General features: G+C 70.6%; 18 protein-coding genes and 1 pseudogene. 8 read left to right on the top strand and 11 right to left on the bottom strand.

Features of this window, described 5'->3' with window-relative positions; all coding sequences use genetic code 11:
• The first annotated feature begins 7 nt into the window (after nucleotides 1-7).
• Nucleotides 8-889, top strand: coding sequence for a carbohydrate ABC transporter permease (locus tag ACFO8M_RS15425; RefSeq protein WP_387977081.1), 882 nt, complete (start codon nucleotides 8-10; stop codon nucleotides 887-889).
• Here ACFO8M_RS15425 and ACFO8M_RS15420 read toward each other — a convergent pair.
• Genes ACFO8M_RS15420 through ACFO8M_RS15410 form a run of 3 tightly spaced genes read right to left on the bottom strand, consistent with a single transcriptional unit; the run spans nucleotide 886 to nucleotide 2742 of the window.
• Complete coding sequence (locus ACFO8M_RS15420; RefSeq protein ID WP_387977079.1) at nucleotides 886-1287, bottom strand: arsenate reductase ArsC; 402 nt, start codon at nucleotides 1285-1287, stop codon at nucleotides 886-888. The genes ACFO8M_RS15425 and ACFO8M_RS15420 overlap by 4 nt on opposite strands.
• On the bottom strand, nucleotides 1280-2374 hold the full coding sequence (gene arsB, locus ACFO8M_RS15415) for an ACR3 family arsenite efflux transporter (RefSeq protein ID WP_387977076.1): 1095 nt from the start codon (nucleotides 2372-2374) through the stop codon (nucleotides 1280-1282). The genes ACFO8M_RS15420 and arsB overlap by 8 nt, the downstream gene beginning before the upstream one ends.
• On the bottom strand, nucleotides 2371-2742 hold the full coding sequence (locus ACFO8M_RS15410; RefSeq protein WP_387977073.1) for an ArsR/SmtB family transcription factor: 372 nt from the start codon (nucleotides 2740-2742) through the stop codon (nucleotides 2371-2373). Before ACFO8M_RS15410 ends, arsB begins: the two co-directional genes overlap by 4 nt.
• Nucleotides 2743-3006: 264 nt before the next feature.
• On the opposite strand from ACFO8M_RS15410, the gene ACFO8M_RS15405 reads away from it, so the two are divergent.
• Entirely contained in the window at nucleotides 3007-3648 is a 642-nt protein-coding gene (locus ACFO8M_RS15405) for an arsenate reductase ArsC (protein WP_387977071.1), read from the top strand.
• Between the two features lie 18 nt (nucleotides 3649-3666).
• A complete protein-coding gene (locus ACFO8M_RS15400) occupies nucleotides 3667-3951 on the top strand; it encodes a hypothetical protein (protein ID WP_387977068.1) in 285 nt (94 codons plus the stop codon).
• Here ACFO8M_RS15400 and ACFO8M_RS15395 read toward each other — a convergent pair.
• A pseudogene (locus ACFO8M_RS15395) lies at nucleotides 3850-4140 on the bottom strand (AAA family ATPase); the annotation flags it as partial. The gene ACFO8M_RS15400 and the pseudogene ACFO8M_RS15395 sit on opposite strands and share 102 nt — an antisense overlap.
• Nucleotides 4141-4161: 21 nt before the next feature.
• Nucleotides 4162-5634, bottom strand: a complete 1473-nt coding sequence (locus ACFO8M_RS15390) for an NAD(P)-binding domain-containing protein (RefSeq protein WP_387977065.1) — start codon at nucleotides 5632-5634, stop codon at nucleotides 4162-4164.
• A 102-nt stretch (nucleotides 5635-5736) separates the two neighbouring features.
• On the opposite strand from ACFO8M_RS15390, the gene ACFO8M_RS15385 reads away from it, so the two are divergent.
• Entirely contained in the window at nucleotides 5737-6087 is a 351-nt protein-coding gene (locus tag ACFO8M_RS15385; protein ID WP_387977062.1) for an ArsR/SmtB family transcription factor, read from the top strand.
• 52 nt (nucleotides 6088-6139) lie between these two features.
• Here ACFO8M_RS15385 and ACFO8M_RS15380 read toward each other — a convergent pair whose 3' ends face one another.
• Nucleotides 6140-6772 (bottom strand): GTP cyclohydrolase II, encoded by a 633-nt coding sequence (locus ACFO8M_RS15380; protein ID WP_387977059.1) that lies wholly within the window; start codon nucleotides 6770-6772, stop codon nucleotides 6140-6142.
• A 95-nt stretch (nucleotides 6773-6867) separates the two neighbouring features.
• Here ACFO8M_RS15380 and ACFO8M_RS15375 point away from each other — a divergent pair, with 95 nt between their 5' ends.
• From ACFO8M_RS15375 to ACFO8M_RS15365, 3 genes are all read left to right on the top strand, one after another.
• Nucleotides 6868-7347, top strand: a complete 480-nt coding sequence (locus ACFO8M_RS15375) for a MarR family winged helix-turn-helix transcriptional regulator (protein ID WP_387977055.1) — start codon at nucleotides 6868-6870, stop codon at nucleotides 7345-7347.
• A gap of 156 nt (nucleotides 7348-7503) precedes the next feature.
• Nucleotides 7504-9018: an alpha/beta hydrolase gene (locus ACFO8M_RS15370; RefSeq protein WP_387977052.1), complete on the top strand. Its 1515-nt coding sequence runs from the start codon at nucleotides 7504-7506 to the stop codon at nucleotides 9016-9018.
• 107 nt (nucleotides 9019-9125) lie between these two features.
• Nucleotides 9126-10745, top strand: a complete 1620-nt coding sequence (locus tag ACFO8M_RS15365) for an acyl-CoA dehydrogenase family protein (protein ID WP_387977049.1) — start codon at nucleotides 9126-9128, stop codon at nucleotides 10743-10745.
• A gap of 10 nt (nucleotides 10746-10755) precedes the next feature.
• Here ACFO8M_RS15365 and ACFO8M_RS15360 read toward each other — a convergent pair whose 3' ends face one another.
• The 4 genes from ACFO8M_RS15360 to ACFO8M_RS15345 all read right to left on the bottom strand — a co-directional run bounded on the left by ACFO8M_RS15360 (nucleotide 10756) and on the right by ACFO8M_RS15345 (nucleotide 14274).
• Nucleotides 10756-11421, bottom strand: coding sequence for a GAP family protein (locus tag ACFO8M_RS15360; RefSeq protein ID WP_387977046.1), 666 nt, complete (start codon nucleotides 11419-11421; stop codon nucleotides 10756-10758).
• 167 nt (nucleotides 11422-11588) lie between these two features.
• Nucleotides 11589-12515 (bottom strand): alpha/beta hydrolase, encoded by a 927-nt coding sequence (locus ACFO8M_RS15355; protein ID WP_387977043.1) that lies wholly within the window; start codon nucleotides 12513-12515, stop codon nucleotides 11589-11591.
• 15 nt (nucleotides 12516-12530) lie between these two features.
• Nucleotides 12531-13682 carry a damage-control phosphatase ARMT1 family protein gene (locus ACFO8M_RS15350; protein WP_387977039.1) on the bottom strand — a complete coding sequence of 384 codons (1152 nt, stop codon included), beginning with the start codon at nucleotides 13680-13682 and terminating at the stop codon, nucleotides 12531-12533.
• Nucleotides 13675-14274 carry a TetR family transcriptional regulator gene (locus ACFO8M_RS15345; protein ID WP_387977036.1) on the bottom strand — a complete coding sequence of 200 codons (600 nt, stop codon included), beginning with the start codon at nucleotides 14272-14274 and terminating at the stop codon, nucleotides 13675-13677. Before ACFO8M_RS15345 ends, ACFO8M_RS15350 begins: the two co-directional genes overlap by 8 nt.
• 104 nt (nucleotides 14275-14378) lie before the next feature.
• On the opposite strand from ACFO8M_RS15345, the gene ACFO8M_RS15340 reads away from it, so the two are divergent.
• Nucleotides 14379-15557: an FAD-dependent oxidoreductase gene (locus tag ACFO8M_RS15340; RefSeq protein WP_387977034.1), complete on the top strand. Its 1179-nt coding sequence runs from the start codon at nucleotides 14379-14381 to the stop codon at nucleotides 15555-15557.
• Here ACFO8M_RS15340 and ACFO8M_RS15335 read toward each other — a convergent pair.
• A complete protein-coding gene (locus tag ACFO8M_RS15335) occupies nucleotides 15554-20314 on the bottom strand; it encodes an ATP-dependent helicase (RefSeq protein WP_387977031.1) in 4761 nt (1586 codons plus the stop codon). The genes ACFO8M_RS15340 and ACFO8M_RS15335 overlap by 4 nt on opposite strands.
• Nucleotides 20315-20330: the final 16 nt, after the last annotated feature.

Here is a 20330-nt window from a genome sequence, read left to right as displayed (position 1 = left end):
GAGACCGGTGAACCGTCCCGCTTGGGAAGAGAAGCCGAGTGTCGCCGGGAAGGCGGCCAAGGGCGCGAGCATCTTCGTGATCGCGCTGCTGATCCTGTTCCCGCTCTATACGATCGCGTTGACGAGCCTGTCCAGCGGCGAGACCGTGAACCGCGTTGGCGGGCTGGTGGTCTGGCCGGGCGACGGGGTCACGTTCAGCGCCTATGAGCAGATGTTCCGCAATCCGGTGGTGCTGCGGTCCCTTGTGGTCTCACTCGGGATCACTGCGGTCGGCACGTTGATCAGCGTGGTCGTGTCGGTCCTCGGCGCGTACTCGCTGTCGCGGCCGGGGTCGTTCGGGCACAAGACGATCCTGTTCTCGGTGCTGCTCATGTTCGTGATCTTCCCGGGCCTCATCCCGGTGTACCTGTGGGTGAGCGCGGTCGGGTTGCGCGACAACTACCTGGCGATCATCCTGCCGATGGCCGTCTCGGCGTTCAACGTGGTGGTGCTGCGGGCGTTCTTCATGAACATCCCGCAGGAGCTGTTCGACTCGGCCCGGATCGACGGGGCCGGGGAGTTCCGGGTGCTGTGGCAGATCGTGACGCCGCTGTCGAAGGCCGTGATCGCCGTGGTCACGCTCTTCTACGCGGTCGCGTACTGGAACAACTGGTTCAACGCGTTCCTGTACTTGGACGACGCCGGGAAGTGGCCGCTCGCCCTGGTGCTGCGCACCTACGTGGTGGAGTCGGCGCCGCTGCCGCAGGCGTCGGGCCTGCAGGACGCGCCGCCGACCCTGGCGGTCAAGATGGCGATCGTGATGATCGCGATCATCCCCGCGCTGATCATCTACCCGTTCGTGCAGAAGCACTTCAAGAAGGGCGTGATCGTCGGCGCCGTCAAGGGCTAAGGAAGCAGTTCCTTCAGCAGGGCCTCGACGCGGGCCTTGATGTCGTCGCGGATGACCCGGACGGGCGCGATTCCCTGCCCGGCCGGGTCGTCCAGCTTCCAGTCGAGGTAGCGCTTCCCGGGGAACACCGGGCACACGTCGCCGCAGCCCATGGTGATGCACACGTCCGAGGCCTCGACCGCGTCGACGGTGAGGATCTTCGGCGACCGGTTCGCGATGTCGATGCCGACCTCCTTCATGGCCTCCACGGCGGTCGGGTTGACCTGGTCGGCGGGCGCCGATCCGGCGGAGCGGACCTCGACGCGGTCCCCGGCGAGGTGGGCGAGCCACCCGGCGGCCATCTGGGAGCGTCCGGCGTTGTGGACGCAGACGAAGAGGACGGAAGGCTTCTCAGACATTCGCGGTGTTCCTTTGCGGTCGGGCGGTGAAGAAGCGGCGGGCCCACAGGCTCACGTAGACGAGGCCCACGAGCACCGGGACCTCGATGAGCGGGCCCACCACTCCGGCCAGGGCCTGGCCGGAGGCGGCGCCGAAGGTCGCGATCGCGACGGCGATGGCGAGTTCGAAGTTGTTGCCCGCGGCGGTGAACGCGAGCGTGGTGGAGCGTTCGTAGTTCAGGCCGATGCCTTTGCCGAGGGCGAAGGAACCGGCCCACATGAGCGCGAAGTAGGCGAGCAGCGGGAGCGCGATGCGCACGACGTCCATGGGCTGACCGAGGATCGCCTCGCCCTGCAGGGCGAAGAGGACCACGATCGTGAAGAGCAGGCCGTAGAGGGCGAACGGGCCGATCTTCGGCAGGAACTTCGACTCGTACCAGTCGCGGCCCTTGCGGCGCTCGCCGACGCGGCGGGTCAGGTACCCGGCGGCGAGCGGGACGCCGAGGAACACGGCGACGTTGAGGGCGATCTCCCAGCCGGAGACCTCGAGTCCCGTGGAGTCGAGGCCGAGCCAGCGCGGGAGGGCGTCGAGGTAGAGCCAGCCGAGTGCGCCGAAGGCGATGACCTGGAAGACCGAGTTCAAGGCGACGAGCACGGCGGCGGCTTCGCGGTCGCCGCAGGCGAGGTCGTTCCAGATGATGACCATGGCGATGCAGCGGGCGAGGCCCACGATGATGAGGCCGGTGCGGAAGGCGGGCAGGTCCGGGAGGAAGGCCCAGGCCAGAGCGAACATGAGCGCCGGTCCGACGAGCCAGTTCAACACGATGGAGGAGACGAGGAGCCGCTTGTCGGCGGTCACCGAGTCGAGTTTGTCGTAGCGGACCTTCGCCAGCACCGGATACATCATGAGCAGCAGGCCCGCGGCGATCGGCAGCGAGACGCCGCCGATCTGGACCGCGTTGAGCGCCTTGCCGACACTGGGAATCCACTGGCCGAGCGCGATCCCGGCGACCATCGCGGCGCCGATCCACACGGGCAGGTACTTGTCGAGGGTCGAGAGCCTCACGGGCGTCTGGGAAACGGCGTTCGCTTCGGCGACGGCGCTCACGCGGCGGCCCCCTGCGGGACCGAGAGCACGGTGGAGAGCAGTTCGAGCGCAGCGGGTTCGGCGCGGTAGTAGACCCAGGTGCCGCGGCGTTCGGAGGCGACCAGGCCGGACTCCTTGAGCACCTTGAGGTGGTGGGAGATGGTCGGCGCCGACACTTCGAAGGCGTCGGTCAGATCGCAGACGCAGGCCTGGCCGCCTTCGTGCGAGGCGATCAGGGAGAGCAGGCGCAGCCGCACGGGGTCGCCGAGGGCTTTGAAGGACGGTGCGAGCCGCTCGGCCTGACCGGCGCTGAGGGGTTCCTTGATCAGCGGGACCCGACAGTCGTCCAGGTCGGCCGCAAGGGTGAGACGAACAGGCTGCTTCGACATGCGTCTATTTTGACGGACGTCTAGGTAGCCGACAAGCGGCACCTCAGTTGCCTGGATCACACGCTGAACACTGGGGGACCCCGCGGCAGGCGAACGGTCGAGCGACCTGCGGGCGCACCTGGGCGACGGCGTTCAGCCGGGCAGTTGGACACCAGGAGTTCGGATACCGTTCATATTCGATCATTATCTAATTAGATAGCGATCGAGTCATCCGGGTCGATCGTGCCTGCCGACACGCTGCCCGCCGATGAGAGGACCGCCCCGATGACCGCCGACAGCCTCGTGATCCCGCCCGAAACCGCCCAGCTGCTCAACACCTCGACCGCCCGGCTCGCCGACCGCTTCGCCGCGTACTTCTCGCCCGAAACCGTCCGCGGGGTCCTGGAGGACTCCTATCTCGTCCTCGCCGCGACAGCTCGCGTGCGCACCCACCTGTACGTGCTGGCAGAGCGGTTCGCCGCCGAGCGGCTGGAGGCGACCCTCTCCGTTTCCGGCGCCCGGGCCAAGACCCGGCCCGAGGTCTTGTTCGTCTGCGTCCACAACGCGGGCCGGAGCCAGATGGCCGCCGCACTGCTCGACCACCACGCCGCCGGGCGGGTGACGGTGCGGTCCGCCGGGTCGGCGCCGGTCGCCGAGATCAACCCCGCGGTCATCGAGGTTCTGGCGGAGCGGGGATTGGACATCGCCAAGGAGTTCCCCAAGCCGCTCACCGACGAGACCGTCCGAGCCTCGGACGTGGTCGTCACGATGGGCTGCGGCGACGCCTGCCCGGTCTACCCCGGGAAGCGCTACCTGAACTGGGAGCTGGCCGACCCCGCCGGCCAGGACGCGGCGACCGTTCGCACCATCCGCGACGAGCTCGACGGCCGCGTCCGCGCCCTGCTCGACGAACTCCTCGCTCTCTAACAGTGCGGTTTCGAGCGCGTGGCGCAGCAGCCGCGTCATCACGGTTTCGAGCGGCGCGTCGGTGTCGATCTCAGCTGTGGCTCCTGCGCGCAGGAGCGGCTCGACCTCGACCTGGTCGCGCAGGGCCTGCTCCAGCTGCTCGGGGGTCTTCCCGTAGTCGTTGCCGGAGCGGCTGGTGAGCCTGCGCCGCACCACTTCGGGTGCAGCGCTGAGCAGCACGATCCGGTCGAAGTCGGGATAGAAGCGGCCCTGGTTCGGGACGCACCCGCTCACGAAGAGCGGGTCGCCTCCGGCGTCGAGTAGTCGCCGGAGACGCGCCTCGTTCCAGACCCAACCGGGTTCGGCGGTCGGTTTCGGCGGCTCCACATCGGGGCCGGGCGAGCAGTAGCCGCCGTAATCGGTGTCCACCGCCGAATATCCGCGTGCCGCCAGCTCCGCGACGACGGTGGACTTGCCGACTCCTGACACGCCCGTGATGAGCACCCGCTTCATCCAGGCAACGTAGCAGGCGGGTCAGCCGCAGCAGCCGGACTTCAGCTGAGGCAGCTCGACGCGCTCGCCCGCGCGGCCGTGGAGGACGCCGGTCGCCAGGCCGCGGGCGCCGACCGCCACAGGCTCCTCCGCTGCCGCAGTGCCGCAACCGCCGTCTGCCGAATCCTCGGCCGGACTGCCGCAGCAGCCCGATCCTTCGCTCGCGTCGGCGATGCTCGTCGCGTCAAGCGCACGGCTCGAGGAGCAGACGCCGGTCTCGGGCAGCTCCAGTTCGACCCGATCGGCGGCCTCGCGGTCCCCCGCCAGGGCGGCGGCGATGGACCGGACCTGCTCGTAGCCGGTGGCGAGCAGGAAAGTCGGGGCGCGGCCGTAGCTCTTCACCCCGGCGATGTAGAAGCCCTCGTCCGGGTGGGCGAGGTCGGCTTCGCCGTGGGCGGGGACGGTGCCGCAGGAGTGGAAGTTCGGGTCGATGAGCGGCGCGAGCTTCACCGGGGCTTCGACCGTGGCGTCGAGGTCGAGACGCAGTTCGCGCAGGAGCTCGAGGTCGGGCCGGAACCCGGTGGCGGCAGCGATGTTGTCGGCCTCCAACCGCACGGCGAGGCTGCCGCTCTGGCCGGTCACCGCCACCGAACCGTCTGCGGCCGTGGTGAAAGCGTCGATGGTGAAGCCGGTGACGAGTTCGACCGCGCCGGATTCGACAAGGGCCTTGAGGCGAGTGCCGATCGTGCCGCGCGCGGGGAGCGCGTCGGCCGCACCGCCGCCGTAGACCTTCGCCGCGCTGCGGCCTCGGATCGCCCAGGTGATCTCGGTGCCCGGCTCGGCTTCGGCGAGTTCGGCCAGGAGCAGCAGCGTGTTCGCGGCGGAGTGGCCCGCGCCGACCACGAGGGTCCGCTTGCCCGCGAACCGTTCACGGTCGCGTCCGAGGACATCCGGGAGCGGGCCGACCTGCCAGGGGGCGTCGGCGGTCTCGCCTGCGGCGGGAAGGCCGTTGGCGCCCAGAGGGTTCGCCCGGCCCCAGACGCCCGAGGCGTCGATCACCGCGTCGGCGACCACATCGGACCATTCGCCCGCTCCGTTCACGGTGCGCAGCAGGTAGGCCCGGCCTTCGCGTCCGAGGCTGTGGGTCTTGTCCGCGCCGAGGCGGGCCACGCCGGTGACGCGGGTGCTGTAGCGGACGTGGTCGTCGAGCGCGGCGGAGAGCGGCTCGAGGTACCGGCCGATGAGTTCGGCGCCCGTGGGCAGTCCGTCGGCGTCGGGCTCGGTCCAGCCGGTGCCTTCGAGGAGTCGCCTTGCGGCCGAGTCGATGTCGAAGCGCCACGGCGAGAAGAGCCGGACGTGGCCCCACTGGTCGATGGCCGCACCGGCGCTGGGACCGGCTTCGAGGACGATCGGGATGATGCCGCGTTCGAGCAGGTGCGCGGCAGCGGCGAGGCCTACGGGGCCGGCGCCGATGACGGCGCAGGTCTTGGCGAGGCGGCGAGTGGCGTGAGACATGAGGACCTCCTTGGGGTGGTCGCGCCGATCGCGATCACATCAACGGAGATAATTAATACCAGCGATTGCTGTTGATAGCAAGTTCTGTGGTTTACTTGTTGGATGAGCCGCCTGATCGAGATCGAGCTGACCGACGTCACCGCCGAGCCCGACGAGAAGCTCGTCGAACGCGCCCGCGACCTCGCACCCCAGTTCAAGGCCCTCGCCGACGAGAACCGCCTGGCGATCGTGATGCTGCTGTCCGAGCGCGACCGCACTGTGCGCGAACTCACCGAGGCGACCGGACTCGCGCAGACCCTCGTCTCGCACCACCTCGCGCCGCTGCGCGAACTCGGTCTCGTGACCGTGACCCCCAAGGGCCGCAGCAACATCTACGCCCTGTGCTGCGACGCCTTCACCGGCCCGATGCGCGCGCTGGCCGGGCTCTCGACCGCCGAAGCCAAGAGCTGCTGAGACACGCGAGAGGGCCCCGCATCGATGCGATGCGGGGCCCTCTCGGCGTTCGTCAGGCGGCGAGTGCCGCCAGGGCGATGGTGTGGCCGGTGTGCTGGACCTTGGCATTGAGGTAGCGGACGTTGCTGTCGGTCGCGAAGACGCCCGTGGGGACGGTCGCGGTCACGTCGGCACCGAGGCCGCGGAGCTGGTCGGCCTTGTCCGGGTTGTTCGTGAGCAGGTCGAACGGTCCGACGCCGAGCGCTTCGAGCATCTGGGCGGCGGCGGTGTAGTCGCGGCCGTCCTCAGGCAGGCCCAATGCGGCGTTGGCCTCGTAGGTGTCGAGGCCGTCGTCCTGGAGGGCGTAGGCGTCGAGCTTGTTGTACAGGCCGATGCCGCGGCCTTCTTGACGCAGGTAGAGGAGGACGCCGCCGCGCTCGCCGATGCGTTCGACGGCCTCGCGCAGCTGGGGGCCGCAGTCGCAGCGGGCAGAGCCGAAGACGTCGCCCGTGAGGCATTCGGAGTGGAGGCGCACGAGCGGCGCCTCACCGGGGGCGGGGTGGCCCAGGACCAGAGCGAGGTGCTCGGCGCCGTCGGCGAGGCCTTTGAAGGTGACGGCTTCGGCGGTCGTGGTGAAACCGTCGGCGAAGGTCAGGGGGATGGTGACGCGGGTGCGGACCGCGGCGGTCGCGTGAACGGTTTCCATGTCGTCTCCGATGGTCAAGCGAGCATTTCAAATTTGAACTGCTGCGACTAAGGTACAGTTGAGTTCAAATTTGAACAAGGGAGTAGAGTAGAGGCATGGGTCACACACAGTGGTTGAACGAGGAGGAGATGCGCGCCTGGATGGCGTTCATCCCCGCCTCGACCCTGGTCGCCCGCGAGCTCGACCAGCAGCTCAAGGAGGATTCGGGCCTCTCGCACCTGCAGTACGAGATCCTGATTCACCTCAACGGGGCCGAGACCGGCGCGCTGCGGATGACCGAACTCGCCGAGCGCCTCATCAACTCCAAGAGCGGCCTGACCTACCAGATCGGGCAGATGGAGAAGGCCGGGCTCGTCACGCGGCGCAAGTGCGAGTGGAGCGGCAGCGGCGTCCTGGCCGAGATCACCGACGCGGGCCGCACTGCGCTCGAAGGCGCCGCGCCCGGGCACGTCGAGAAGGTGCGCGAGATCCTCATCGACGTGCTCACCCCCGAAGAGCGCAAGGCCATCGCCGACGGGCTCGGCCGCGTCCGCGACCGCATCGTCGAACGCAACGAAGGCGGCACGTGCTGGTAGCGGCGAGGTGAGCGGTTCCGCTGGGACACAAGACCATCAAAGGTACAGCCTGCGGGATCCCTAACGGACCAATACTTTTCATACAATCTCAGGTGGAAACGAACACCCGGCTCGCGTCCGCGCGGTCGGGTTCCCTTCGACCAGAAGGAAATCCACTTGAAGACTCCTACCCGACTCCTGGCCGCCGCGGCCGCGGCGGCCCTCGCGTTCACCCTCCTCGCCGCCGCACCCGCGGCCGCGGGCTCCTCCCACCACGGCATCGACTGGCAGCCGTGCCCCGATGTGGACCCGGCCGAAGCGGTCGAGTGCGCCACCATCGAAGTCCCGCTCGACTACGACCGCCCTTGGGGCGAGAAGATCGAGATCGGCCTGGCCCGCAGGCAGGCCGCGAACCCGGACGAGAAGCTCGGCACGATCCTCATGGACCCCGGCGGGCCTGGCGGCTCGGGCGTCGACGCGGTCAAGTACTTCAACCCGCTCACCGGCGGGGCCGCCGAGCAGTTCGACCTCGTCGGTTTCGACCCGCGCGGCGTCAACACCAGCACGCAGGTGCTCTGCGGTGAAGACGCCCTGAACGCCGTGAGCGCCATCGGCGTTCCGACCGACCAGGCCTCGTTCGAGGCCCTCGAGGACGCCAACGCCGCCCTCGCCGCGGACTGCCGCGACCGCACCGGGAAGCTCTTCGACCACGTCTCGAACCTCGAGACCGTCGAGGACATGGAGCGCATCCGCCGCGCGCTCGGCGAGGGCAAGCTCAACTACCTCGGCTACTCGTACGGAACCATCATGGGCCAGCAGTACGCCGAGGAGTACCCGCGCCGGATCCGCACGATGGTCCTGGACGGCAACATGGACCACAGCCTCGAATCGGTCTGGGACTTCCTGAGCACCGAGACCGAGGCGGTCGAGGAGAACTTCAACGAGTTCACCGCCTGGTGCGAGGGCGCACCCGAGTGCGCGCTCCACGGCGAGGACATCGAGTCCCTTTACAGCGACTTGAAGGCCGAGGCCCGCGCCGGCGAGCTCATCGACCCGGACTCCGGTGAGCCGCTCGACTTCTACGCGCTGACCTCGTATTACACGTTCGCCGCGAACTCCCCGCAGGCGTGGCCGTCTTTGGCCGAGGTGTATGTGGCACTTCGGGACGGCACCCCCTTCACCAGCCTCTCCGCGTTCCAGGAGGAAGACGAGGTGAACGAGCTGTTCCTCCCGGCCTGGTGCCAGGACTACGGCTGGGACATCGAGGACTTCGACGAACTCGCTTCGCTTCAAGGGCGACTCGCCGAGGAATACCCCAATGTGGAGTGGACGCCGTACGACGACCTCGCGCTCACCTGCGTCGGATCCGGCATCGAGCACACCAACGAGCGCGAGGAGCTGGACATCGACCACGCGCCGCCGATCGTCTTCATCGGCAACGAACACGACCCCGCGACGGTGTACGACTGGACCCTGGCCTCCTCGGACCAGGCCGACGGCGAACTCATCACCTATGAGGGCTACGGCCACACCGTCTACGGCGGCTATTCCGAGTGCATCGACGACTCCGTGAACGCCTACTTCGTCGACAGGACCGTCCCGGAGGAGGGCCTGAGCTGCCCGAACCTGGACTTCCCGGAGATCGAACCGCTCGGCGACCGGCGAGTGCCGCACACCGTCGGTCCCTACTAGACGCCACCGCACGACGCGACGGCCGGGATCCGCACCCGGCCGTCGCCGCTTTCGCGGATCCGTTCGCGGTACTACCATGTGGGATCCGCCGAGCAAGGGAGCCCGCGATGACCGGTGCCGCCGAGACCCACATTGTCGCCAACCAGCCTCCGCCGCTGGTGGACCTGAACCTGTACGACACGAACGCGCCGCTGCGCGAGGCCGCCGATCGGGCGGGCGCCGGATGGTTCGCCCGAAAGGCGCGAGAGATCGGCAGCGTGCTCGGCAGCACCGAGGCCGCGGAGTGGGCTGTGGAGGCCCACCGGTACCCGCCGGTGCTGCGGACCCACGACCGATACGGGCACCGGATCGACGAAGTGGACTTCCATCCGTCCTGGCATGTGTTCATGCGCCTGGCCGTCGAGAGCGGCGCGCACGCGATGCCTTGGGCCGACCCGAAGCCCGGTGCGCATGCGGCGCGGGCGGTGCTCCTGTCGATGCTCGCCCAGATCGAACCGGGCCACGCCTGCCCGATCTCGATGACCTATGCGGCCGTCCCGGCGCTACGCGCGAATCCCGAGCTGGCGGCGGAGTGGGAACCGCGGATCACTTCGGACGAGTACGACCCGGGGCTGCGCCCGCCGCACGAGAAGGCGGGCGTGCTCGTCGGCATGGCGATGACCGAGAAACAGGGCGGCTCGGACGTGCGCGCGAACACCACGGCCGCAACGCCGTCGGCGGACGGCACGTACACGCTGCGCGGACACAAGTGGTTCTGCTCCGCGCCGATGAACGACGCGTTCCTCGTGCTCGCCCAAGCGCCCGGCGGCCTGTCGTGCTTCCTCCTTCCGCGCGTCCTGCCCGACGGGACCCGTAACGCGATCCGCTTGCAGCGCTTGAAGGACAAGCTCGGGAACCGGTCGAACGCCTCGGCTGAAATCGAACTGCACGACGCCGTGGCGCACCTCGTCGGCGAGGAGGGCCGCGGCGTCGCCACGATCATCGAGATGGTCAACCACACCCGGCTCGACTGCGTCATCGCCACCGCGGCCGGGATGCGCCAGAGCACCGCCGAGGCCGCCTGGCACGCCGCGCACCGCAGTGCCTTCGGCGCCAAGCTCATCGACCAGCCGCTCATGACGCAGGTCCTCGCCGACCTGTGCGTGGAGTCCGAGGCCGCCACCGCCACGATGATGCGCCTGGCCTCGGCCTACGACGACCCGGCGCAGGCGCCGTTCCGCCGTCTCGCTACCGCCGTCGCGAAGTACTGGGTGTGCAAACGCGGCCCGGGGCACGCCGCCGAGGCCGTGGAATGCCTGGGCGGCAACGGGTACATCGAGGAGGCACCGCTCGCACGGCGCTACCGCGAACAGCCGCTCTTGTCCATTTGGGAGGGGTCCGGGAACGTCATCAGCCTCGACGTGCTGCGCGCCCTCGCGACCGCGCCCGAGACCGCCGAAGCGTTCCTCGCCGAGGTCGAACCGGCGGCCGACGAGGATCCCCGACTACACGCACATCTCAAGGGGCTCAAGCGAACCCTCACGGGAGTGCTCGAACCGGCCGGAGCCCGCCGCCTCACCGAGGACCTCGGCCTGGCACTCCAGGCCTCTCTGCTCGTGCGGCACGCCCCCGCTGAGGTCGCCGACGCCTTCTGCGCCTCAAGGCTGGGTCCGGATCGCGGCCTCAACTACGGTGCGGTGCAGACGAAAGCGGCGGCGGCGATCGTCGCGAGGCACCTGCCCGGCTAGGAACTTGCGCTCAACCGACCCAGAAGACCATGACGGCGAGGCTCGCTGCGGCCCCTGCGAAGCAGGCCGCGGCCGCCTTCGGGCTCGGCTCGGCGATCCCGGAGGTGCGGCCGCTGAGCATCGACTGGAGCTGCTCGCGCAGCTCCTCGTTGAACGCCAGACCGGCCGCGAGGATCAGCGCCGAAGGCAGCGCGTAGACCAGGGTGTAGGCGACGAGGACGACCACGGCGGCCGGGGTCGCGACGTCGGCGTCGATGAGGCGTTCGACGGCCAGGACCATCGGGAACGCGTTGGGAAGGTCCCCGACCGTGGCGAGCACCCCGAACGGCAGTGCGCTCCAAGCGTTCACCCACGACGGCAGCGCGTAGCCCTTGCGCTCGCGCGGCCGGAGCCTGCGCACACCCATAACCACCAGTGCCACCGCCAGGCCGACGAACAGCACGCGGCGCAGCCACAGCGTGAACCCCTCCAGCACCGAGTCCGCAAACGACAATCCGAAGTAGAACATCACGGCGAACGCCAGGAACGACACGGCCGCCCCGAGCATGAACGCCCAGCCGGTCGGCGCAGGGCGGTTCGCACCCAGCAGGATCACGATGACGATCCAGATCGTGGCGGCGTTGACCGAGTCGAGCAGCGCCAGCCCCGTCAGGCTCCACAGCAGCCCAGCGGTCAACGGGCACCGCCCCGTCCCCCGGCGCACCCCATCAGGCTGCCCCCGTTGCGGCCCATGCGCAATCCCTCCTCAACTCCGACACCCGGGCCGGAAGCCTTGTCAAGGGCGGCTCGCGCCGCCCGACCGCACAGTACCCGCCCCGACCGGCCCTTGAGCCCCTGCAGGCTCTAGGCGAGGCCCTTCGCGAAGAAGTCGAGGGACTGCCCGACCTCCGCGAGTTCGGGCGAGTGGTTCAAGTGGCCGTGCGTCATGCCCTGCGCCAGGTACGACTCGACCGGGACGCCGACCTCGCGGAGCTGGCGTTCCAGCAGTTCGGCCGAGGCGCGCAGGTCGTCGTACTCGGAGACGACGATGCGGGTGCGCGGCAGGCCGTCGAGCCTCGCCGCGCCCGGAAGCGCGTCCGGCGGCACGTCACTGATGCGGCCCACGTAGTTGCGGACCATGCCCTCGACGCTCTCGGGCTCGAACCGGAACGGCACCGCCGCCATCTCGGCGTTCATCGCCGGGCTGAGCGACGGGTTCGGGTAGTGCGCGAACGGGTAGGCGAGCAGGAGCACGTCCGCCGGTCGGCCTCCGGTGTCCCTGGTGCGCAAGGCGGTCGAGAGAGCGAGAGCGGCTCCGGCACTGGCGCCGCCGAGGGCGATCGGGGCGCCCTCGGGGAGCGGCTGTTCGCACCACCAGTTCCAGGCGGCGTGCACGTCGTCGATCGGCACCGGGTACTTCGTGGTGTCGTCGGCGAGGCGGTAGTCCACTGAGGCCACTGCGACCCCGGCGCGGCGCGCCAGTTCGATGCTCACCGCGTGGGCCTCGCGCATGTCGAGGTCGCCCCAGCGGAAACCGCCGCCGTGGCACCAGAGGACGGCGCCGCTGACGGTCCCTTCGGGGCGGTAGAGGCGCAGCGGGATCGACCCGTGCGGGCCGTCGATCGCAGTGTCCTCCAACGCGACACCGGTGGCGTCCCAGGCGATGGCCTCGCCGGTGTACTCCCGCATGAACGCCTGGCCGAGCGCGTCCTTCTCCTCAGCGGTCCCACCCTTGGCGGTGGCCGCCTCCAGGCCTCGGAACATCGTGGTGAAGTACTCGTCGACCGGCATCCGGGCCTCCTCGAATCAGTGCAGGACTTGAATCATCGCGTGCGTGCCGCTGATACGCCAATCCGGGGAACCGGTTTCCAACTCGGTGAGACGGGCCGGGGGGATGCCGACGGCGAGGTCGGACTTCGCGGTGCGCAGGGCGGCCACGTCCCCGGGGAAGTAGTCGACGACCTCGCCGAAGGGCGCGGTGGCGTCCCATTCGCGGTCGCCGACGAGGCGCCGGTAGTTCAAGTCGCCCTTGAGGATCACGAGTGTCGCGGCGCGGAAGTCGTCCGCGAGGTCGGGCGGGAGGTGCCGGTAGGTGGAGGGCAGGACGTAGAAGCCGTGGGTGCGCAGGATCAGCCGCTCGTCGCGTATCGCCTCGCGGAGTCGTTGCGCGAGGGCCTGGACGGGTTTGTTGGGGTTGGCGGCGAGCGCGGCGAGGGTGGCGAGCACGTCCTGGCCGGTGGCATCCGAGACGAAATAGGGGTGCGGTTTGAGGTGCAGCTCGACCGTGGCGGTTTCCAGGATCGCGTCAATGAGGGCGAGGTCGGCCGTGATCTCGCGGCCGGCGTTGTCGGCCACCACGATCACCGGCCCCTCCCCCGGGCCGTCGATGAGGTCCCAGACGGCGGCGCTGTCGTCGACCACCACGTCCGCTTGTCCCGCAATGGCACTGATGGTGCGGAAGCCGAGGTCGGCCTGGTTGCCCCAGAGGGCGGCGTGCAGCAGGGCCTGGCGTCGCTCATCGGGTTCGCGTTCGGCCAGGGCGGTGTAGGCGTCGAGGTCGGAGAGGATCTCGGGGCCGTCGAGTTGCGCGTGCTTCTGCGGCGCGAAGAGGTCGACGCCGTACCAAGGGCTGTCGGGTGCGAAGTATTCGGTCGCGTGGAGGATGCGGCGGTAGAAATACGACTCGGCCCACAGGAACGGCAGTGAGCGCCAAGGCCTTCCGGCGCATTCGGCGATCTGGGCTTCCCAGAACGGCGCGTTCGGTCCCGGCGGGACCGCGGTCGGGACGGCGCCGTCGCGGCTTTCGGCGAGCAGGGCTTCGAGGCGGGCCCGGATGCGCGGCGGGTAGGGGAAGTCGTCGAGGAGGTTCGCGATGAGGACCGGGTGGCGTTCCTGGAACACCGAGCGGCTGAAGGATCCGGGCCGGTCGATGCCGATCCTGGGGGGCAGGTCATCCATTGTCGCCGCTCCGTTCGTTCGCAGTTGTGCCGACCAGGGCGGTGATCGCCCGGCGGAGTCGTGGGTCGATGTCTTCGGCGGTCAGCACCAGGTGGTGCAGGAGGCCGTCGATTGCCAGCGCGACCGCTGGGGGGTCGACGGTTTCGGTGATGCGGCCGAGGCGCCGTTCGGCTTCGAGGTAGGCGGTGGCGGCCTGTTCGATCGCGTCGAGTGCGGTGGCGTGGTCGCCGAGCACGTCGCGGACGCGGGCGGCGAGTTCGGGTTTGAGGACCATGAGGCGGGCGAGTGCGGCGAGTGCCTCGCGGGGGATGGCGAGGAGGGTGTCGGTCAGGTTCGCGGCCGGGTCGCCGGTGCCGGCGCGGTCGGGCAAGGCTCCTGCGGTGGCGCCGATGATGAACGTCCGGTCGACGGCGTAGGCGGCGAGGAAGTCGTCGAGGTCGGTGAAGTGGGCGTAGAGGAGGCCGGCGGCGACGCCGGCTTCAGTGGTGACGGCGCGGCCGCTGAGTTTGGCGGGGCCGTCGCGGAGGATCACGCGTTCGGCGGCGGCGAAAAGCTGCTGCCGCAGTTCGGGGATGGCGACTCCTCTTGGCACGGGTGCCAGTGTATCGGTTCGCCGAGGGGGCCTGGACACGAGTTTGAGCAATCGTTCATACTGAGAATGAACACACGCTCAAACTAGTGAGAGGCGGAACGGCGATGACGGGAACGCATCCCCGACGCAAGGCGATCGTGGTCGGCGCGGGCATCGCCGGCCTGGCCGCGGCCTTGCGGCTCCACCGCGCCGGGTGGCGCGCGGTCGTGATCGAGCGCGCGCCCGCGCGGCGCAGCAGCGGCTACATGCTGAATCTGATCGGCCGCGGCTACGACGCCGTCGAAGCGCTCGGGCTGGTGCCAGAGCTGTCGAAGCGCGATCTCGGCTCGTTCCAGTCGATCCTCGTGAGGGCCGACGGCTCCGTGAAGTTCACGGTCCCGGCCGCGATCGTCGAGGCCGCGCACGGCGCGCGGGCGATGTCGGTGTTCCGGGGTGACCTGGAGACAGTGCTGTGGGAAGCGGTCGCGGACACGGCCGAGTTCCGGTTCGGCACCACGGTGACCAATGTTTCGCAGGAAGGGAACGGCGTCACCGCGACGCTCAGCGACGGGTCCGTCGAGCGGGCCGATCTGCTCATCGGTGCGGACGGCCTGCACTCCAGCGTTCGGAGGCTCGTCTTCGGTGAGGAGTCCCAGTTCCTTGTCGACCTGCGGCACATGGTCGGGGCCTTCCCGCTGAGCCGGGTGCCGCGCGGCCTCGCCGAAGGCAGCGGCACCACGTTCATCGGCCCGCACCGGACCGCCGCGGTCATCAACCTCGGGCCCGGCCGGTCATCGGCGTTCTTCACGTACCAGAGCGCCGATACCGGGGCAGACCTGGAGCGCGGCGCGGTCGCCGCGCTCGGTGAGGCCTTCAGTGACCTGGGCGGCGGCGTGCCCGACGCCCTCGACCAGCTCCGCGCCGACCCCGGCGGTGCCTACTTCGATTCGGTCAGCCAGATCCAGGCGGACAGGTGGAGCAGCGGCCGGGTCGTCCTGCTCGGCGATGCGGCCTGGTGCGTGACGCTGTTCGCCGGATACGGTGCGGGCCTGGCACTCTCGGGCGCGGACAAGCTCGGCGAAGCCTTGGAACGGCACGGCGACGACCTTGCGGCGGCGCTCGCGGACTGGGAGTCGGGGCTGCGCCCGGAGATCAGGAAGCGGCAGGCGCTGGCGCGCAGGGGCATCGCGCAGTTCGCGCCGCCCACCAAGTTCCACGTCTGGATGGGCGACATGGCGATGCGCGCCATCGCCCTGCCGGGCGTCCGTCAGATGGTGCAGCGCTCGATCAAGAACGCGCGCTAGCGATCAGGGCGGAGACGGAACCCCCGAGGCGTGGCGTGGAATCCGGCCGATTCCAGGATCGGACCGAGCGGGGACGACAGTGCGGAGGCGTCGTTGACGCGTTCGATCGAGAGCGCGCCAGTGGCGCCCGCACGGGTCGCGTCGGCGAGTGCAGTGGCCGCCTTGACAAGGCGAGCGTCGGCTGACCGATCGGCGTCGTCGCCATCGGACGGCGAGCCCCAGGCGAGGAGGGTCTTGCCGCCTCGTTCGATGTAGAGGGTGAGTTCGCCGTCGACGAGGACCACGAGGGCTCCGGCTTTGCGTCCGGGCCGGTGCCCCGAGCCGATCGGCGGATCGGGCCAGGGCAGCGCGGCGCCATAGGAGTTGGCCGGGTCGGCGGCCGCCAGGACCAGACCGCCGTCCGTTGCCGTCTCGCCGCGTTCGCGCCGGGCGGCGGTGGCCCGAAGGCGGTCGACCGCGCCGTCCATGGCGAACTGGGCCGCGCCGAGGCCCTCGACGACATAGCCTCGGCGGGCCTTGCCGGTCTCCTCGAAGACCGACAGCACCCGGTACACCTTGGCGAAACCGCCTTCGACGTCTTCGGCGGCGACGGCGCCGCGCGTGACGACGCCGTGCCGGTCGAGGAGGGTGCGGGCCAGGGCGTGGGCCCGGAGGGTGGCGTCGGGTTCGACTTCGGGGAGCAGGGACCAGCGTCCGGCGACCGTGGGCGGGCTCGTGACGATGCCCCGGTCGTCGCTCCGCAGCTCGCGCCAGCCACCGGGGAAGGAGCCGTAGCGACCCCGGGGAGCGTGGCGCCGGGCGCGGTGCGCCGTGGCGCCCGCGGTTCGGCCGGAGCCGAGGAAGGCGCGGAGCGGCGCGAGGGTGTCGTTGGTGATGCGGCCGGACCAGGCCAGGTCCCATAGGGCGTCGATGAGTTGGGGCTCAGTCGCTTCAGGGTTTCCTTCGGCGCGGACGCGCTCGGCGAGCTGCCGGAAGAACAGGCCGTACCCTCCCGAAAGCGCGGCCAAAAGGGATCGGTGCAGCGGGCCGAGTTCGAGCGGCTGCGGCTCGGGCAGCAGCAGCGGGGCCGTCTCGGCGGCGAAGAGGGCGATCCAGCCGTCCCTGGCGCCGAGCGCGCCCGCCCCCGCCCAGAGCACTTCGCCGGAGGCGGTGAGCTCGTCGAGATGCGTTGGCGTGTAATCCGATACGCGCGAGGGAAGGATCAGCTTCTCGAGCGCGGAGGCGGGAACGGCGACGCCTTGGAGCTGCTCGACGGCGCGGGCGACACCGTCGACGCCGCGGAGTGCGCCGCGGCCGGGCGCCTCGGGTGTCCCGATGTGCTGCCAGTGGGGCAGGAATTCGGCGAGGGCGGACGGCGGCACGGGTTCCAGTTCCTGGCGGAGTGCCGCGAGGGAGCGGCGGCGCAGGCGGCGCAGGACCTGGGCCTCGCACCATTCCCGGCCCTGGCCATCGGGTCGGAACTCGCCTTCGGCGAGGCGGCCGGAGGAGGCGAGGCGGCGCAGGACGCCCTCGGTGACGGCGACGCCCAGGCCGAAGCGGGCCGCCGCCTCGCCCGAAGTGAACGGGCCGTGGGTGCGGGCGTAGCGGGCGAGGAGGTCTCCGAGGGGATCGGGGACGGGCTCGGTGAAGGATTCGGGGATGCCGGCGGGCAGCGCGGTGCCGAGGGCGTCGCGCAGCCGACCCGCGTCCTCGATGGACGCCCAGTGCTCCAGGCCCGCGATCGCGACGGGCACGACGCGCCCGGCCGCAGCCAGCTGCCGCACCCAGTCCGGGGCGGCGCCGCGCTCGGTCAGCTCCGCATCGGTGAGCGGGCCGAGGAGGCGCAGGAGGTCGGCGACGCTCTCCGCGTCACGTGCCCGGCGCTCTTCGGTCAACCACTGCAGCTCGCGTTCGAGCTGGTGGAGCACTTCCGGATCGAGGAGTTCACGCAGCTCGGCCTCGCCGAGCAGGTCGGCCAGGAGCCGGGAGTCGACGGCGAGGGCGGAGGCGCGGCGTTCGGCGAGGGGCGAGTCCCCTTCGTACATGAACTGGGCGACATAGCTGAAGAGCAGGGAGCGGGCGAAGGGCGAGGCCTCGGGGGTGGCGACCTCGACCAGCCGCACGTCGCGGGACTCGATGTCCCCCATGAGCTCTGCCAGGCCGGGCACATCGTAGACGTCCTGCAGGACCTCGCGGACGGCCTCAAGGATGATCGGGAACGACGGGAACTCGGAGGCGACTTCGAGGAGCTGCGAGGAGCGCAGGCGCTGCTGCCACAGCGGCTGCCGCTTGCCTGGCTGGCGGTGCGGCAGAAGCAGTGCGCGGGCGGCGGCCTCGCGGAAGCGGGAGGCGAAGAGGGAGGACCCGCCGACCGCCTCGGTGACGAGGCCGTTGATCCCGTCCTTGCCGAAGACGAGGTCGGCGGCTTCGATCGGGGCCGGCCCGTGGTCGCCGTGGACGCCGAGCCGCCCGCCTTCGTCGGCGTCGTCGAATCCGGCGGCGTCGGGCAGGTGCAGGATGATGCCGTCGTCGTTGTGCATCAGCTGCGGGTCGACGCCGTACCGCTCGCGCAGGCGGGCGCCGAGCACGAGCGCCCACGGCGCGTGGACCCTTGCGCCGAACGGGGAGTGGATCACGATCCGCCAGTCGCCCAGTTCGTCGCGGAAGCGCTCGACGACGACGGTGCGGTCGTCGGGGACGTGGCCGGTGGCCTCGCGCTGCTCCTTGAGGTAGGCGATGGCGTTGCGGGCGGCGAAGTCGTCCAGGCCCGCCGCCGCGAGCCGGGCGTGCGCCTCGGCGTCGCCCATGGCGCCGAGCTCGCGCACGAACGCGCCGATCGCGCGGCCGAGTTCGAGCGGACGGCCCAGCCCGTCGCCGCGCCAGAACGGGAGGCGGCCGGGGACGCCGGGCGCCGGGGAGACGACGACGCGGTCGCGGGTGACCTCCTCGATCCGCCACGACGAGGTGCCCAGGGAGAACACGTCGCCCACGCGTGACTCGTAGACCATCTCCTCGTCCAGTTCGCCGACCCGGCCGCCGCCCCGTTTCGGGTCCGAGCCGGCCAGGAACACGCCGAACAGGCCGCGGTCGGGGATGGTGCCGCCGGAGGTGACGGCCAGGCGCTGCGCGCCGGGACGGCCGGTGACGGTGCCGTTCACGCGGTCCCAGACCAGGCGCGGGCGCAGCTCGGCGAAGGCGTCCGAGGGGTAGCGGCCCGCGAGCATGTCCATGGTGGCTTCGAACGCGGACTCGGGGAGCGAGGCGAACGGGGCCGCCCGGCGGACGAGCGCGAGCATGTCGTCCCACCGCCATTCGTCCATCGCCGCCATGGCGACGAGCTGCTGGGCGAGGACGTCGAGCGGGTTGGCCGGGACCTTGAGCGCCTCGATCCCGCCGTCCCGCATCCGCTCGGCGACCACCGCCGACTGGATCAGGTCGCCGCGGACCTTCGGGAAGAAGACCCCGCGGGAGACGGCCCCGACCTGGTGGCCTGAGCGTCCGACGCGCTGGAGGCCGGAGGCGACCGACGGCGGCGCCTCGACCTGGACAACCAGGTCCACCGCGCCCATGTCGATGCCGAGCTCCAGACTGGACGTGGCGACGACGGCGCGCAGCCGCCCGGCCTTCAAGTCGTCCTCCACTTGCGCGCGCTGCTCTTTGGAGATCGAGCCGTGGTGCGTGCGGGCCAGGACCGGCGGCGCGCCCGGAGTGGCCGTGGAGCCGCCCATCAGCTCGGCGGGGCCATGGTCCTCCGGGAGCCTGAGGCCGGTTCGGCGCTCGTACTCGATCTCGTTGAGGCGCCCCGAGAGGCGTTCGGCGGCGCGGCGGGCGTTGGCGAAGACGATCGTCGACCGGTGCGCCTCGACGAGATCGACGATGCGCTCTTCGACGTGCGGCCAGATCGAGCCGGCCGCGCGCGCGTCGGAGGTCGTCGAGGACTTGGCGGCCGCGGCCAGATCGCCCATGTCCTCCACCGGGACGACGACCGAGAGGTCCCACAGCTTCTCTGACGGCGGCTGGACGATCGCGACGTCCCGGCGCGGGGAGAGGAACCGCGCGACCTCCTCGACCGGGCGCACCGTGGCGGACAGGCCGATCCGGCGGGCGGGTCGCGGCAGGAGGGCGTCCAACCGCTCCAAGGACAGAGCCAGGTGCGCGCCGCGTTTGGTACCGACGACGGCATTGACCTCGTCGAGGATCACCGTCTCGACCCCGGCCAGCGCCTCGCGCGTCTTCGAGGTGAGCATCAGGAACAGCGACTCGGGCGTCGTGATCAGGATGTCCGGCGGCCGGTTGGCGATCGAGCGGCGCTCGGACTGCGGCGTGTCGCCCGAGCGCACCCCGACCCTGACGTCCGGGGCGGGCACGCCGAGGCGCTCCGACTCCTCGCGGATGCCCGCGAGCGGTGCGCGGAGGTTGCGCTCCACGTCGACGCCCAGGGCTTTGAGCGGCGAGAGGTACAGGACCCGGCAGCGCCGCTTGGGGTCTTCGGGCGGCGGCGCCGATGCGAGGTCGTCCAGTGAGGACAGGAACGCCGCGAGGGTCTTGCCTGAGCCGGTCGGAGCGACGACCAGGACGTCCTTCTGCTCCCCCAGCGCCTGCCAGGCGCCCTGCTGCGCGGCGGTGGGCGCCGCGAATTCGCGGGTGAACCAGGAGGCGGTGGCCGGGGAGAACCGGGCGAGCGCCGGATGCGGCGCGGGCGGATCCGAGTGGCCGGCGGGCGCGGAACGCCCGGCCGCTCCTTGCGAAGCGGCGTCGTCGGAGTCGCGAGGGATCATGCCGTCCATGGTGCCT

This window comes from Glycomyces rhizosphaerae (assembly GCF_042647865.1).
Lineage (GTDB): Bacteria > Actinomycetota > Actinomycetes > Mycobacteriales > Micromonosporaceae > Glycomyces > Glycomyces rhizosphaerae.
Note: the sequence above shows the minus strand (reverse complement) of the source record. Positions and strands in the feature narration are given on the sequence as shown.

What these genes read in the sequence shown, in the direction of transcription:
- ACFO8M_RS15405 (WP_387977071.1), top strand. Translation starts at nt 3,007, where the DNA reads ATGACCGCCGACAGCCTCGTGATCCCGCCCGAAACCGCCCAGCTGCTC.
- ACFO8M_RS15390 (WP_387977065.1), bottom strand. Translation starts at nt 5,634, where the DNA reads ATGTCTCACGCCACTCGCCGCCTCGCCAAGACCTGCGCCGTCATCGGC.
- ACFO8M_RS15375 (WP_387977055.1), top strand. Translation starts at nt 6,868, where the DNA reads ATGGGTCACACACAGTGGTTGAACGAGGAGGAGATGCGCGCCTGGATG.
- ACFO8M_RS15365 (WP_387977049.1), top strand. Translation starts at nt 9,126, where the DNA reads ATGACCGGTGCCGCCGAGACCCACATTGTCGCCAACCAGCCTCCGCCG.
- ACFO8M_RS15380 (WP_387977059.1), bottom strand. Translation starts at nt 6,772, where the DNA reads ATGGAAACCGTTCACGCGACCGCCGCGGTCCGCACCCGCGTCACCATC.
- ACFO8M_RS15410 (WP_387977073.1), bottom strand. Translation starts at nt 2,742, where the DNA reads ATGTCGAAGCAGCCTGTTCGTCTCACCCTTGCGGCCGACCTGGACGAC.
- ACFO8M_RS15420 (WP_387977079.1), bottom strand. Translation starts at nt 1,287, where the DNA reads ATGTCTGAGAAGCCTTCCGTCCTCTTCGTCTGCGTCCACAACGCCGGA.
- ACFO8M_RS15385 (WP_387977062.1), top strand. Translation starts at nt 5,737, where the DNA reads ATGAGCCGCCTGATCGAGATCGAGCTGACCGACGTCACCGCCGAGCCC.
- ACFO8M_RS15335 (WP_387977031.1), bottom strand. Translation starts at nt 20,314, where the DNA reads ATGATCCCTCGCGACTCCGACGACGCCGCTTCGCAAGGAGCGGCCGGG.
- ACFO8M_RS15350 (WP_387977039.1), bottom strand. Translation starts at nt 13,682, where the DNA reads ATGGATGACCTGCCCCCCAGGATCGGCATCGACCGGCCCGGATCCTTC.
- ACFO8M_RS15340 (WP_387977034.1), top strand. Translation starts at nt 14,379, where the DNA reads ATGACGGGAACGCATCCCCGACGCAAGGCGATCGTGGTCGGCGCGGGC.
- ACFO8M_RS15355 (WP_387977043.1), bottom strand. Translation starts at nt 12,515, where the DNA reads ATGCCGGTCGACGAGTACTTCACCACGATGTTCCGAGGCCTGGAGGCG.